Raw genomic sequence first — 14780 nt, forward strand, 5'->3', positions numbered from 1 at the left:
AAATCATTCTATCAGGGCTTTTTCATATTTATTTGAATGAAGAAACACTGAACTTTAACAGCTGTTCATTCTTTAATATTTCAAAATCAAATATTCTCCGCCAACCAATCTCCAACTTCCGAGGTCTTGTAGGCTTTGCTACCTTCGGCGATATCCTCGGTTACTATTCCTTCATCCAATGACTTGTTTACCACATCAGAAATGGCTTGGGCTTCTGCTTTCATATCAAAAGCATACTCGAACATCATAGCTGCCGAAAGCACCGTTGCCAATGGATTGGCGATGTCTTTTCCTGCTGCTTGCGGGTAAGAACCGTGAATTGGTTCGAATAACTTATTTTCTGTACCAACCGACGCTGATGGCATCAAACCCATCGAACCTGAAATCACAGAAGCTTCATCAGTCAAAATATCTCCAAAAAGATTTTCTGTAATCAAAACATCGTAAGCCTTTGGCCATTGGATCAAGCGCATCGCCACCGCATCTACAAATTCATATTCCACTTTGACATCTGGGTACTCAGGTGCAAGTTCCTGCACTGTTTCCCTCCACAACCTGGAAGTAGCTAGGACGTTGGCTTTGTCCACACATGTCAGCAATTTTCTTCTTTTTTGCGCAGCTTCGAAGCCCATTCTAGCAAGTCTAGTAATTTCTTCTTTGGTGTAGACATTGGTATCAAATGCCTTTGTTCCTTGCTCGTTTCTTCCTCTTGGCTCACCAAAATAAATTCCGCCAGTCAGTTCTCTGAAGAAAACAAAATCTACGCCTTCCACTCTTTCCAGTTTCAAAGGAGATTTGTGAATCAAGGAAGGAAAAGTAAATGTCGGTCGGATATTGGCAAAGAGTCCCAATTTTTTCCTCATTTCCAAAAGACCTTGTTCCGGTCTTACTTTGGCTTTGGGATCATTATCATATTTAGGGTCTCCGATAGCCCCAAAAAGCACCGCATCTGCTCTTAAGCAAACTTCATGGGTTGCTTCCGGATAGGGATTACCTGTTAAGTCTATTGCAGCAGCACCAACAGCCGCTTCTTCGAAATTGATCGTGTGGCCAAACTTCTTTCCAACAGCATTGACCACTTTTACTGCCTGAGCAATTACCTCAGGTCCTATGCCATCACCTGGCAGTAGCGCTATATTCATTTCCATAGAAATTCTCTTTGTCTTGTTCTGGGTTTTGATTTTTCAGCTCCTGAAATTTCACTTTATCAGAAGCCCTCGTATCCATTTTATCAATAATATTCAACATTTTTTCAGTCGCCATCATCGCAGCCACAGTCTGATCGGAATCCAATCCTTTGGTTTTGAAAATTTTCCCAAAATCCCAAGTGATGACTGTTTCCACAAAAGCGTCTGTTTTTCCTCCTGGAGGAATGGAAACATGGTAGTCCGTCAATTTGGGGAGCTGGAATCCCTGCGACTTGTAGATTTTCACCAATGCGCGCATAAAAGCATCATATTGACCGTCTCCAGAAGAAGATTCTTCAAAGGATTTACCATGAATGCTCAGTTTCAATTGCACCGTTGGTTTCAATCCTTTGGAATGGGTCATGTGGTAACCTTCGATAAAGATATTCTTCGAAATCGAATTGTTCTGCAATACATCGGAAATGATATATGGCAAATCCTCGGTGGTCACCCGTTCTTTTTTGTCGCCAAGCTCGATGATCTTTTGCGTCACTTTGGTCAATTCATCCTGCTCAAGCGATATTCCCAATTCTTGTAAATTTTTGAGAATATTGGCTTTTCCGGAAGTTTTGCCAAGGGCATATTTTCTTTGTCTCCCAAACCTCTCTGGAAGCAAGTCATTGAAATAAAGGTTCTTTTTGTTATCACCATCCGCATGGATTCCTGCAGTTTGGGTAAATACATTTTCCCCAACTACAGGCTTATTGGCGGGAATATGTTGTCCAGAAAACTGCTCCACCAACTTACTGACGCGGTAGATTTTGCTTTCATTGAGACTGATTTTGTAATCTGTGAAATCTTTGAGCACAGCTGTCACTGACTCCAACGGGGCATTTCCAGCTCGCTCTCCAAGTCCATTGACAGTGGTATGAATTCCCGCAATGCCATTGTAAATAGCCTCAAGCACATTCGCAATGGAAAGGTCATAGTCATTGTGTGCATGAAAATCAAAATGACAATCCGGAAATTCGGTTGTGATTAATTTCACAAAATGGGAAACTTCTCTAGGATGTAGCAGCCCAAGCGTATCAGGAAGCATAATTCTTCGCACTCGGATTTCATTCAGGAACCCGATCAGTTCCATGGTGTAATCCATAGAATTTCTCATCCCATTACTCCAATCTTCTAAGTAAACATTGACTGTGATCCCTTTGCTCCTAGCATAATTAACACAGGTATGGATATCTTCAAAATGTTGTTCTGGAGTCTTTTTGAGCTGATGGGTCAGGTGATTGAGAGAACCCTTGGTCAATAGGTTCATAACTTTCGCTCCAGCCTCCACCAACCAATCTACCGAAGCAGGCGTGTCCACAAAACCAAGTACTTCCACCCTGTCGGAATAGCCTTTTTCGGCGGCCCATTGGGTGATTTTTTTAACACCTTCCATCTCACCCTGAGAAACCCTTGCCGACGCCACTTCTATCCTATCCACCTTCAATTCCTCCAATAGCAACTTGGCTATCTGAAGTTTTTCAGAAGGTAAAAAGGACACGCCCGAGGTCTGCTCTCCATCCCTCAGTGTGGTATCCATGATTTCTATTTTTCGGTGTGTTCCCATGTGATTTTAGATTGTAGAGGGTAGATTTTAGATTTTGAAAGGAGGAAGGATGAAGTTTGAAGATGATTACCCTATCCAAGCTCTAAGCAAATATTAGTTAAGTTTATACTCTCAAGATCCCCAATTATATGTGATCATCAGCTAAATCAGTGTCATCCCGATGCTCGGGACAGGTTCAGCGTTCCCATCTTACCGAAATTTAACCTTCCCACATATAAATCCTCTGTCTTGGTTCTTGAATCTTTCATCCTTGATCCCTCAACCTTCATCCTTTCTATTTTCTTTCTTTCTCAAACTCCTCTATCTCTTCTTTTAAATTCAAAAGGTAGTCTATGTCATCAAAGCCATTTTTCATATTCTCCTTTTTGTAGGCATTGATATCAAAGGATTCTGATTGGCCTGTGCTCAACAGGGTTATTTTTTGTGTGTCTATATCCACTTCTACTTTTGTGTTCGGATCAGCTTCAACTGCTGAAAACAATACCTCTGCAAATTCAGCGCTGATAGTAACAGGAAGTACACCGATATTCAAGCAATTATTTTTGAAGATATCGGCAAAGAAACTTGATACGACACATCTAAACCCATAGTCATACAGTGCCCAAACAGCATGTTCCCTACTCGAGCCAGAACCAAAATTTCTACCTGCGAGGAGAATTTTTCCAGAATAGGTGGAGTCATTCAATACAAAATCCATTTTTGGATTGCCCTCTACATCATATCTCCAATCTCTGAAAAGATTGTCTCCAAAACCTTCCCTTTCCGTAGCTTTCAAGAACCTTGCAGGGATGATTTGATCTGTATCCACGTTTTCGTTTGGAAGCGGGACGACTGTTGAAGTCAATACATTAAATTTATCGTAAGCCATTTTTTTCTTTTTTAAGAATTAAAAGATCTCTCTAGGGTCACATATCTCACCTTTGACAGCCACAGCTGCCACAGTCAAAGGACTAGCGAGCATAGTTCTGGCTCCTGGCCCTTGTCTGCCTTCAAAGTTTCTGTTTGAAGTGGAGACAGCGTATTTTCCAGAAGGAATCTTATCATCATTCATCGCCAAACAAGCAGAGCATCCCGGTTGTCTCAACTCAAACCCTGCTTCTTCCAAGATTTTCACCAAACCTTCTTCGTGAGCCATTTTCTCTACTTCCCTAGATCCCGGAACGATCCAAGCAGTGATGTTATCCGCTTTTTTCTTACCCTTCACATAATTGGCAACTGATCGGATATCTTCGATTCGGCCATTGGTACAGCTTCCTACGAAGACAAAATCAACTTTCTTTCCTTGGATCGCTTCACCTGGGGCAAAACCCATGTAGTCCAATGACTTCAAGTAGGAAGATTTGTTGCTTCCTTCCATACCTTCGGTACTTGGGATATTCCCTTTGATTTTGATCCCCATACCTGGATTGGTACCATAAGTGATCATTGGCTCAATATCCGCTGCATCAAAATGATATTCTTTATCGAAAACAGCTCCATCATCCGTCTTTAGCGACTTCCAATAAGCAACTGCCTTCTCCCATTCTTCTCCTTTTGGAGCATATTGCTTTCCTTTGAGGTAGTCAAAAGTTGTTTCGTCAGGAGCTATTAAGCCTCCTCTGGCCCCCATTTCGATACTCATGTTACAGATTGTCATCCTTGCTTCCATGCTAAGGCTTTCGATTGCCGAACCTGCATATTCCACAAAGTAACCTGTAGCACCTGCCGCAGAGATCTCTGCAATAATATATAGAATAATATCTTTTGAAGTTACTCCAGCACCCAAGTCACCATCTACTGTGATGCGCATTTTCTTGGCTTTGCTTTGCATGATACATTGCGTAGCCAAGACCATTTCCACTTCTGATGTACCAATACCAAATGCGATGGCACCAAAAGCACCATGGGTAGAAGTATGGCTATCTCCACAAACGATGGTCATTCCTGGCTGCGTAATTCCCAATTCAGGACCAATCACATGGACAATGCCATGATGGGCAGAACCCAAATCATGCAATTCAATGCCATGCTTCTTACAGTTGTCACGAAGCTTCTCAACCTGCATTCTTGAAAGCTTGTCTTTGATAGTTTTATCCTGATCTACTGTAGGAACATTGTGATCTGGCGTGCCCACAGTCCTTTGAGGATGAAGTACACCAACACCACGTTTTTCCAAATTCAAAAATGCAACAGGGCTAGTTACTTCATGGATAAAATGCTTATCAATGAAGAATACATCCGGTCCAGAAGGAACAGATTTGACCACATGTGCATCCCAAATTTTATCGAATAATGTTTTCTTTTCCATAATTAAGCTACTGTCACTTTATTTTTGACGGGTATTTTATTCAAAGCATCCACAAATGCCTGCGCAGAGGCAACCACAATATCTGTATTGGAAGAAAAACCGTAGTAAGGGATTTTTTCTTGCATAATTCTCATATGGACTTTTGCTACATCATCGCTTCCTGCTGTCATGGCCTGAATAAGAAATTCTTCCAACTCAATATCAGGCTTTACAATCTGCTCAATAGCCTTGAGCACTGCATCAACAGGGCCATTTCCACTTGAAGAAGCTTGATCGGTTTTGTCACCGACTTTCAGAGTGACAGTTGCTTTGATAGATCCATTAGACTCGTAACTTACTTTTTCCAATTCGATAAAAGTAGATTCGTCCACGTATTTTCCAACCAAGGAAAGAAGATCTTTTGGCGTAATATCTCTTTTAGAATCTGCCAATACCAAAAACTCTTCATACACTTCATTCAAGGCCTCACCCTCCAATACCACTCCCAAAGCATCCAAATGATGCTTCAATGCAGCTCTTCCACTTCTTGCTGTCAAGACAATCGATGATTCATGAACTCCAACATCTTTAGGATCGATGATTTCATAATTCTCTCGGTGCTTTAATACACCATCCTGATGGATTCCCGAAGAATGTGCAAAGGCATTTCTTCCAACAATTGCCTTATTCGGCTGAACAGGCATATTCATCAGCTTGGAGATTAACCTACTCGTTTCATATATCCTTGGAGTGACGATGTTGGTATGAATTGGAATATCATGGTGGCATTTGATCGCCATGACTACTTCTTCCATGGAGGTATTTCCAGCTCTTTCACCGATACCATTGATCGTCACTTCCACTTGTCTGGCTCCATTTTGAACCCCTGCGATGGTATTTGCTGTTGCCATTCCCAAGTCATTGTGGCAATGCGTCGCTATGATTGCTTTATCAATGTTAGAGACATTTTCTTTTAAATGTCTGATGATAGAGCCATATTGCTCGGGAAGACAATAACCCGTAGTATCTGGAATATTGACTACAGTAGCGCCAGCTTTGATAACCTGCTCTAGGATTCTTGCTAAGAATTCTTTTTCGGCACGGCCGGCATCTTCTGCATAAAATTCCACATCTTCTACATAGCGTTTAGCATATTTTACCGCCCTGACCGCCCGTTCAATGATTTCATCTGGCGTAGATCTGAGTTTGTATTGTATGTGAAAAGGAGACACACCGATTCCAGTGTGAATCCTTCCTTTTTTGGCGTATTTCAGTGCTTCAGCAGCTACATCAATATCCTTTTCCACAGCTCTGGAAAGGGCGCAGATAATGGGATTTGATACAGCTTTGGAAATTTCAACAACTGAATTGAAGTCACCTGGACTGGATATTGGGAATCCAGCTTCGATCACATCAACTCCCAGTTCCTCTAATGCCTTAGCGACCACAATCTTTTCTCGGGTGTTCAATTGACAACCCGGTACCTGTTCCCCATCACGAAGGGTGGTATCGAATATCCATAGCTTTTCACTCATAATATTAGTTATTTTCGGGTCTTAACTTCCTGACGGTTGCGCCAGCTTGCCACATTTCAGAATCTCTCAATTCTTTCAATTCAGCTTCTAATTTTACTCTGTAGTCAGATTTACTATTTGAATCAATTGATTTTTGTGCTTCTTTTCCTGTTTTCACAGAATCATATAGCTCTTCAAATACCGGCTTAGTTGCATCTCTGAAAGGCTTCCACCAATCCAAGGCTCCTCTTTGTGCTGTAGTAGAGCAATTGGCATACATCCAGTCCATGCCATTTTCTGCCACCAATGGCATCAAACTCTGCGTCAATTCTTCCACTGTTTCATTGAAAGCCTCCGAAGGAGTATGTCCATTCGCTCTCAATACTTCATATTGTGCAGCAAAAATCCCTTGGATCGCCCCCATCAAAGTCCCTCTTTCACCTGTCAAATCAGATGTAACTTCTCTGTAAAAATCAGTCTCAAACAAGTACCCTGATCCAACACCGATTCCAAGTGCTACTACTCTATCTTTTGCTTTTCCTGTTCCATCTTGGAAGATGGCATAGGAAGAATTCAATCCTCTACCTTCTACAAACATTCTTCTCAAAGATGTTCCAGAACCTTTTGGAGCTACCAAGATCACATCCACATCAGCTGGCGGAACGATACCTGTTTTCTCTTTGTAAGTCACGCCAAATCCATGAGAAAAATACAAAGCTTTTCCAGGAGTAAGGTGTTTTTTCACTGTAGGCCAAAGTGCAATTTGTCCTGCATCAGATAGTAAGAATTGAAGGATTGTCCCTTTTTCACAGGCTTCTTCCAATTCGAAAAGTGTCTCTCCAGGAACCCAACCATCAGCGACTGCTTTGTCCCAAGTCTTAGAATCTTTTCTTTGACCAACGATGACGTTGAAGCCATTGTCTTTCAAGTTCAATGCTTGACCAGGACCTTGTACTCCGTAACCCAATACAGCAATTACTTCGTCCTTCAATACTTCTCTAGCTTTCTCCAGTGGAAATTCCTCTCTGGTTACTACATTTTCTTCTACTGATCCAAATTTCAGTTTCATAGTTTTTGGTTTTATAAGGTTTGATTATTTAAATACTCTGATACAGAAAATCTAGGCTTGGCGATGGCAACACGGCCTGACCTAGAAAATTCAAGAAGATTGTAAGGCTTGAGTGTTTCCAACAAAGCCTGTGTATCTTCTTTGTGCCCAGTAAATTCTATGACCACAAATTCCTTCTCAGCTGCGATAATATGGGCATTATATTGTCTGATTACTTTTTCCAAACTCGCATCTAAGCTGTCTATTGGAAGTTTGTATAGCGCTATTTCCTGATAGACCACTTCGGTATCCATGAAATAATACGCTTTGATCACGTCTGTGATTTTCTCAATTTGCTTGACCAATTGAATGATTTGTTCTTCCGTGACAGCACACTCAATCGTGATCTTATGGATTCCATCCAAGCGGCTTTCAGAAGCTGTAAGTGCATCAATATTGATCCCCCTTCTGGTGAAAATGATCGTAATCCTATTGAGGATACCGATGAAATTCTCTGTATAAATTAGTATGGTATAGCGATTCATAAATTCTGGATTTAGCTTAATCTTACCTCTTCTACTGAGCATCCCGTGGCTATCATTGGGAATACATTGTCTTCTTTTTCCACAACCACTTCCAAGAAATAGGGACCATCATGTAAAAACATGTCTGCCACTGCCTCACTCAGTCCATCTCTTACTGAAACTTTTGACGCTTTGATACTGTAAGCCTCTGCGAGTTTGATAAAATCAGGATTATCCAGTTCTGTAAATGAATATCTTCTATCAAAGAACATCTGCTGCCACTGCCTTACCATCCCAAGAAAGTTATTATTCAAGAGCACAACTTTTACAGGAGCTTTGGTCTGCATAATCGTCCCGAGTTCTTGGATAGTCATTTGGATTCCTCCATCTCCGACAACACAGATAACCTGACGACTATAATCATACATTTGCGCACCAAGCGCAGCAGGAAGGGCAAAACCCATGGTTCCCAATCCACCAGATGTCACTTGGGTCTTGGAAGTTTTATAGTCAAAATACCTCCAAGCGATCATTTGGTGTTGACCAACGTCTGTGACCAAAATAGCATCATCGGCTTTATATTGATTGATAAAACGAATCACTTCGCCCATCGTGAGCCCAACCTTGGTTGGAGAAAGATCATTAGCGATGACAGATTCCTTTTCTAGCAATTCCAATTCTTTGAATCTAGAAAGCCATTCATCATGGCTATTTATTTCAACTGCCTCGGTTAACATGGACAAACTCTGCTTACAGTCTCCCAAAACAGGAGCATCAGCAAATACATTTTTGTTGATTTCTGCAGGATCCAATTCTAAGTGGACAACTTTCGCCTGCTTTGCATAGCGCTTCAAATCCCCCGTCACACGATCATCAAATCGCATCCCAATAGCGATCAACACATCACAATGATTAGTTAGCATATTTGGAGCATAATTACCATGCATACCAAGCTTGCCTACATAAGAAGGGTGCTCTTCAGAAATCGCTCCCGAGCCCAATAAGGTGCAAGCTGCTGGTATCCCTGTTTTGTCTAAAAAAGCTTTTAACTCAGCCTCTGCTTTTCCAATCACGACACCTTGACCATATAAAACATAGGGTCTTTGTGCAGCTTTGATCAATTCAGCTGCTTTCTGAACCTCATCTTTTTTGATTTCAAAATAAGGTCTATAGGATCTAATACTTAGACAAGGCACATAATTAAACTCTCCAGCCTCAGTCTGTGCATTTTTTGTGATGTCAATCAAAACTGGCCCTGGACGACCTGATCTTGCGATATGAAAGCCTTTGGCAATTGCCGGTGCGATATCTTCAGCCCTTCTTACCTGAATATTCCACTTTGTCACAGGCATGGAAATACCAACTACATCAGTTTCCTGAAAAGCATCTGTTCCCAAAAGATGAGCAGCCACTTGGCCAGTGATACAAACCAATGGTGTACTGTCTATCATCGCATCAGCTAAGCCAGTAATAAGGTTAGTCGCTCCGGGACCAGAAGTTGCTAATGCTACTCCGACTTGACCAGAAACACGTGCATAACCTTGCGCCGCATGGATTGCTCCCTGCTCGTGACGTGTCAAAACGTGCCTGATCTGATCACTGTAATCATAAAGCGCATCATAAACAGGCATGATGGCTCCACCAGGATAGCCAAATATGTGTTTGGCATTTTCCGCAATCAAAGATCTCACTACGATATCTGCTCCTCTTATCATGGTGTTAGGATTTTATTGTTTGTCAGTTACGCAACCTTCTGAAGCGGTGGAAACCAATAAATTGTATTTTTTTAATGTGCCTTGAAGCCCGCTGAGGTCTTTGTTTTTCCAAGTTTTTTTCCTTTCGGCAAATTCTTCCTCAGACACCTTACAGCTTAATTCCAAGGAATCAGCATCTATGGTGATCAAATCGCCATCTTTCAGTAATCCAATTGGACCTCCCAAATACGCTTCTGGGGTGACATGGCCGACGACAAAGCCGTGTGTTCCTCCAGAAAATCTACCGTCCGTAATCAAGGCTACGTCAGACCCAAGTCCTGCACCAATGATCATCGATGTGGGCTTGAGCATCTCAGGCATACCCGGACCACCTTTTGGACCAATGAATCTGATTACGATCACTTCTCCTTTTTGAACTTGCTTGTTTTTGATGGCTTCATTCGCATCCAACTCAGAATCAAAGCATCTTGCTGGACCTGTAAATGATTTGCCTTCCTTGCCAGAAATCTTGGCTACAGAACCCTCAGGTGCTAAATTTCCCTTCAAAACACACAAATGCCCTGAAGCTTTGAGTGGTTGTTCGATCGGATGGATGACATTGACCAAAGAAGGAACAACTGGATCAATATCTGCTAAATTCTCTGCGAGCGTTTTTCCAGTCACCGTCATGCAGTCTCCATGCAGAAGGCCATTGTTCAAAAAGTATTTCATAAATGCAGGAAGGCCTCCTTGTTCGTAAAGATCTTCCATCAAAAATTTCCCTGATGGCTTGAAATCTCCAAGCAAAGGTGTTTCGTCATTGATTTTCTTAAAATCATCCAGCGTAAAATCAATCCCAGCAGTTTTCGCGATTGCCAAGAGGTGTAAGGTTGCATTTGTACTCCCACCCAAAGCAATGACAACCCTTACTGCATTCTCAAGGCTTTTTCGGGTGACAATATCTTTTGGAGTGATGTTTTTTTCTAAAAGTATCTTGATGTATTTCGATGCCTCTTTGCATTCATTCAGTTTTTCTGGGCTATCCGCAGGGCTAGAAGAGGAATAGGGCAAAGACATTCCCATGGCTTCAATAGCCGAAGACATGGTATTGGCAGTGTACATACCACCACAAGCACCCGCACCTGGGCAGGCATTTTGAATAACTCCTTGATAGTCGACATCATTCATTTCTCCTTTGACACGTTTGCCATAGGCTTCAAAAGCAGAAACGATATTTAATTTTTCTCCTTTGTAATTCCCTGATCGGATTGTGCCTCCATAGACCATAATGGAGGGCCGATCGATGCGTAGCATGCCCATGACAGCACCCGGCATATTCTTATCACAACCTGCCACGGCAATACATGCGTCAAAAGAGTGGCCTAGTATAAAAGACTCGATGGAATCTGCAATGATCTCACGAGAAACCAAAGAATAGCGCATTCCTGCAGTACCCATGGAGATACCGTCAGATATCCCGATGGTATTAAAAACCAAACCGGTCAGACCATCTGCCTTGGTGGCATCTTTGATCAGACCGGCGAAGTCATTGAGGTGCATATTGCAGGGATTACTTTCGTATCCGCAACTGGCAACACCCACGAAGGGTTGATTCATTTGTTTATCAGTCATTCCTGTGGCATACAACATGGCCTTTCCTGCTGGATGCTCTTCATTTTGGCTGATTTCCCAACTGTATTTCTTCAAACTCATGGTTCAATAGGTTTATTTGATAGGCTTGTATAAAAAAAGTGCCTCACTTGTATGAGGCACTTAGATTTATATGGTTGTTTAATTTATATAGTCTAGCGCCTCATTGTTTTCCAATGATGAGAATAATAAATCCAATAAGGCTGACTAATCGTGGCATGTGATAATATTTCTTTATGTTATAAATCAACGATACAATATTAAACCTCAATTTCCACAGATACAATATTTTAATTGTTTTTTTATTATTAAGACAATCTTTTGAATCTGCCATTATTTATTTTATAAAAATATAAGCAATGCTTTTTATATTATATCAAAATTAAATTTTCAAAAAATGAATATAATTTAAAATTTTTGAAATAAAGCTTCGAATTTCATTAATGTTAATAAATGATTATTTTTATTGATTTTTTTATAACAAAAAAAATTACTATTAACTGAATACACAACAAAACCCGTAATTTTTTAGAAAGAATAAAAGGGTGATTTCAAAACTTTGTTTCGATTAGATTAAAAAAACAAATGAATTTTTAAGAATGAGTTAATTTTGATCAGGAATTTTTAATTTCGGCACATGATCAGTTTTCCAAACGCAAAAATCAACCTTGGCCTCCATATTACAGCCAAAAGAAAAGACGGGTATCACGATATCGAGACTTGTATGGTTCCGATTCCACTTTATGATGCCTTGGAAATGATTTTGGATAAGAAAACTACTTTTACGAACACAGGATTGGAAATCCCTGGTTCTGAAAAAGACAACCTTATCCTCAAAGCACTAAAACTCCTGAGAAAGGATTTTAATGAATTACCGCATTTAAATATCCACCTGCATAAAAACATCCCAATGGGTGCAGGTCTGGGAGGAGGTTCTGCTGATGCTGCTTTTGCTTTGAGCATGATGAACAATCTTTTTGATCTGTTGCTAGAAGATTGGTTTTTGGAAGACTATGCGGCGCAGTTGGGGAGTGATTGTCCATTTTTTATAGAAAATACACCTAAAATAGCTACGGGTAGAGGCGAAATCTTGGAACCTGTCGAGGTGGACCTTTCAGGAAAACACCTCCTCTTGATCAATCCTAATATTCATATCGGAACCAAAGAAGCTTATGCTGGAGTAGCTCCAAAAGCTTCCTCCATTATTTTAAAAGAAGTACTTGCAGACCGAAGTCGATGGAAGGATGAATTGGTTAATGATTTTGAAGCAAGCATCTTCCCTCGCTACCCAGAAATAGCTTCGATCAAATCACACCTGTATGAAATGGGTGCATTTTATGCTGCGATGTCAGGGTCAGGCTCAACTGTGTTTGGATTGTTTCACGAAAAGCCTGAAAAGGGAAATTGGAAGGAAGGTTATTTTGTGTTTGAGGGAGAGATGTAGAAAAGTTCATAAATCATTTATGACAGATCTATATTTACATTTCATAAATATGTTTTGTATTTTTACTTCAAATGTAAAAATATGACAACTTTCACCAGCTCACTTCCAAATGACTTATTGGAAATGCTCGATGAGCATGCCAAGAAATTAGAAATCCCTAAAAACAAGCTAATTGAAAAAGCCTTGAGATTATACCTTGAGCATCTTAAAAGAGCTGCATATGTAAAATCATATAGTCAAGCCAAAGAAGACAAGGACATGATCGATTTGGCAGAAGAAGGGATGGTGGAATATTTCAAGCAGATAGAAGATGAAACAAGGTGAAATCTGGTATGCTGATCTGAATCCAAGCAAAGGTTCCGAACAAGCTGGATTCCGTCCGGTGGTCATTATCAGTGGAAACTTGCTCAACAAACACCTCAAAGTAGTCATTACAGTTCCTTTGACTTCCAAAATCAAAAATTATCAAGGCAATCCAATTTTAATCCCTGACACTGCCAACAACCTGATGGAAATATCTGAAATGATGGTGTTTCATATTCGCTCCATTTCAAAAGAACGCTTGGTAGAAAAAATAGGGAGAATTTCCGACAAGGAACTTCAAATGGCTTTGACAACTCTGGGGGATATTACAACGCTATAAGTACCTCGGAACTTTCTGTAATTCACATTTTATAATTTATTGAAGATAAATTGGCTTTAATATAACCTATTTAAAAAACGAATATCGTCAAGAAAATGAAACTTATCATTTAGACATCCTACCTTTAAGGAGACTTTTTAGTAAATGATTCTAGATTGAATATCATAGAAACTCGCTTTAGTCTTAATGATCACGAAAGGCTCTAAATCCTAGAGAAAAATTCAACTTCACCCCTCAAACTCTATTTGATTTTTCAATCTGTGAAAATTAGGTCAATCCCGATTATCGGGACAGGTTCGGTGTCATCTGCATCCTATCCTAATTTTTAATTCAAACCCCCAAAACCCTTTTCGCTTGCCTCCTCCTATTGAAATAATTGAAAACTGGATAGAGCAACACGGAAATCAAAATAATCAATGTTCCCAGATAAAACCCTGGAGTCATCTGCTCCTTTTCTCCAAAAATCAAAACTGCTAGCACAATGCCATAAACAGGCTCTAGGTTTACGGTAAGGTTAATGGCGAAAGCTGTCAATCGACGCATCAATTCTACAGAAACTGAAAAAGCATAAACTGTACAAACACCACCCAAAAGAAACAGCCAAAACCAATCCCAACCTTGTGGAATCAGTTGTAACCCTGCTCCTTCTGTGAAAAAAGCTGCATAAAATGGCATAAATAAAACCGAAAATATACAAGCTCCCAGCATTTCATAAAAGGTCAATACATAAGGTGAATGTCTTTTGGTCAACCTGCCATTGATGACAGTAAAAATTGCTGCAATCAAAGCCGAAGCCACTGCCATAGTCAAACCCAGCCAATAGCCTCCCTCAAAGCTGAAAACTACATAAAGCCCAGATATCACCATCAAGCCAAGTAGAATTTCGAACCATTTTACTTTTGATTTATTGACCATTGGTTCGATAAGTGCTGTCCACAGCGAGGTAGTTGCCATGCCTGCAAGACATACCGAAGCGGTCGAAACCCGAGCAGCCCAGAAAAACAAAATCCAATGCAAGCTGATCAAAAAGCCTGTTCCGATGACTTTAGCAAGTTCTTGATTGGAGAGTTTGATTTTTTGCTTTTTCACTAAAAAAACCAAGCCTAGAAACCCACTTGCCAGCAAAGTTCTGTAAAAGACGATTTCAACTGAAGGAATACTTATCAGCAATCCCAAAATGGCAGTAAACCCCCAAATCACCACGATGAAATGAAGCATCAAATAATCCTTGATCGTAGAGTTCTGAAGCATA

13 protein-coding genes are annotated in these 14780 nt (G+C 40.6%); 3 read left to right on the plus strand and 10 right to left on the minus strand.

What is annotated here, in order from left to right; translation table 11 throughout:
- Window positions 1-86: 86 nt before the first annotated feature.
- The 9 genes from leuB to ilvD form a co-directional block, all read right to left on the minus strand.
- A complete protein-coding gene (gene leuB, locus IEV57_RS16565) occupies window positions 87-1148 on the minus strand; it encodes a 3-isopropylmalate dehydrogenase (RefSeq protein WP_188444164.1) in 1062 nt (353 codons plus the stop codon).
- The gene (locus IEV57_RS16570; RefSeq protein WP_188444165.1) at window positions 1117-2745 is read right to left on the minus strand and encodes a hydroxymethylglutaryl-CoA lyase-like TIM-barrel protein; all 1629 of its coding nucleotides are present in this window, start codon (window positions 2743-2745) and stop codon (window positions 1117-1119) included. Before IEV57_RS16570 ends, leuB begins: the two co-directional genes overlap by 32 nt.
- 274 nt (window positions 2746-3019) lie before the next feature.
- Window positions 3020-3613, minus strand: a complete 594-nt coding sequence (gene leuD / locus IEV57_RS16575; RefSeq protein WP_188444166.1) for a 3-isopropylmalate dehydratase small subunit — start codon at window positions 3611-3613, stop codon at window positions 3020-3022.
- An 18-nt stretch (window positions 3614-3631) separates the two neighbouring features.
- Window positions 3632-5032 carry a 3-isopropylmalate dehydratase large subunit gene (gene leuC / locus IEV57_RS16580; RefSeq protein WP_188444167.1) on the minus strand — a complete coding sequence of 467 codons (1401 nt, stop codon included), beginning with the start codon at window positions 5030-5032 and terminating at the stop codon, window positions 3632-3634.
- A 2-nt stretch (window positions 5033-5034) separates the two neighbouring features.
- Window positions 5035-6546 (minus strand): 2-isopropylmalate synthase, encoded by a 1512-nt coding sequence (locus tag IEV57_RS16585; protein ID WP_188444168.1) that lies wholly within the window; start codon window positions 6544-6546, stop codon window positions 5035-5037.
- A 4-nt stretch (window positions 6547-6550) separates the two neighbouring features.
- Window positions 6551-7594, minus strand: a complete 1044-nt coding sequence (ilvC, locus tag IEV57_RS16590; protein WP_089237782.1) for a ketol-acid reductoisomerase — start codon at window positions 7592-7594, stop codon at window positions 6551-6553.
- Between the two features lie 11 nt (window positions 7595-7605).
- Window positions 7606-8118, minus strand: coding sequence for an acetolactate synthase small subunit (gene ilvN / locus IEV57_RS16595; RefSeq protein WP_089237780.1), 513 nt, complete (start codon window positions 8116-8118; stop codon window positions 7606-7608).
- A gap of 11 nt (window positions 8119-8129) precedes the next feature.
- Entirely contained in the window at window positions 8130-9812 is a 1683-nt protein-coding gene (gene ilvB, locus IEV57_RS16600) for a biosynthetic-type acetolactate synthase large subunit (protein WP_188444169.1), read from the minus strand.
- Window positions 9813-9824: 12 nt separating this feature from the next.
- The gene (gene ilvD / locus IEV57_RS16605) at window positions 9825-11504 is read right to left on the minus strand and encodes a dihydroxy-acid dehydratase (RefSeq protein ID WP_188444170.1); all 1680 of its coding nucleotides are present in this window, start codon (window positions 11502-11504) and stop codon (window positions 9825-9827) included.
- A 574-nt stretch (window positions 11505-12078) separates the two neighbouring features.
- Here ilvD and ispE point away from each other — a divergent pair.
- The 3 genes from ispE (at window position 12079) to IEV57_RS16620 (ending at window position 13528) form a co-directional block, all read left to right on the plus strand.
- Window positions 12079-12885 carry a 4-(cytidine 5'-diphospho)-2-C-methyl-D-erythritol kinase gene (ispE, locus tag IEV57_RS16610; protein WP_188444171.1) on the plus strand — a complete coding sequence of 269 codons (807 nt, stop codon included), beginning with the start codon at window positions 12079-12081 and terminating at the stop codon, window positions 12883-12885.
- 81 nt (window positions 12886-12966) lie between these two features.
- The gene (locus IEV57_RS16615) at window positions 12967-13209 is read left to right on the plus strand and encodes a ribbon-helix-helix domain-containing protein (RefSeq protein WP_188444172.1); all 243 of its coding nucleotides are present in this window, start codon (window positions 12967-12969) and stop codon (window positions 13207-13209) included.
- Complete coding sequence (locus IEV57_RS16620) at window positions 13196-13528, plus strand: type II toxin-antitoxin system PemK/MazF family toxin (protein ID WP_188444173.1); 333 nt, start codon at window positions 13196-13198, stop codon at window positions 13526-13528. The genes IEV57_RS16615 and IEV57_RS16620 overlap by 14 nt, the downstream gene beginning before the upstream one ends.
- Before the next feature lie 330 nt (window positions 13529-13858).
- On the opposite strand, the gene IEV57_RS16625 is transcribed toward IEV57_RS16620, so the two are convergent.
- Window positions 13859-14779: a DMT family transporter gene (locus IEV57_RS16625; protein WP_188444174.1), complete on the minus strand. Its 921-nt coding sequence runs from the start codon at window positions 14777-14779 to the stop codon at window positions 13859-13861.
- Window position 14780 lies beyond the last annotated feature (1 nt).

It is taken from the genome of Belliella aquatica (assembly GCF_014637795.1).
In the GTDB taxonomy this organism is placed as follows: Bacteria; Bacteroidota; Bacteroidia; order Cytophagales; family Cyclobacteriaceae; genus Belliella; species Belliella aquatica.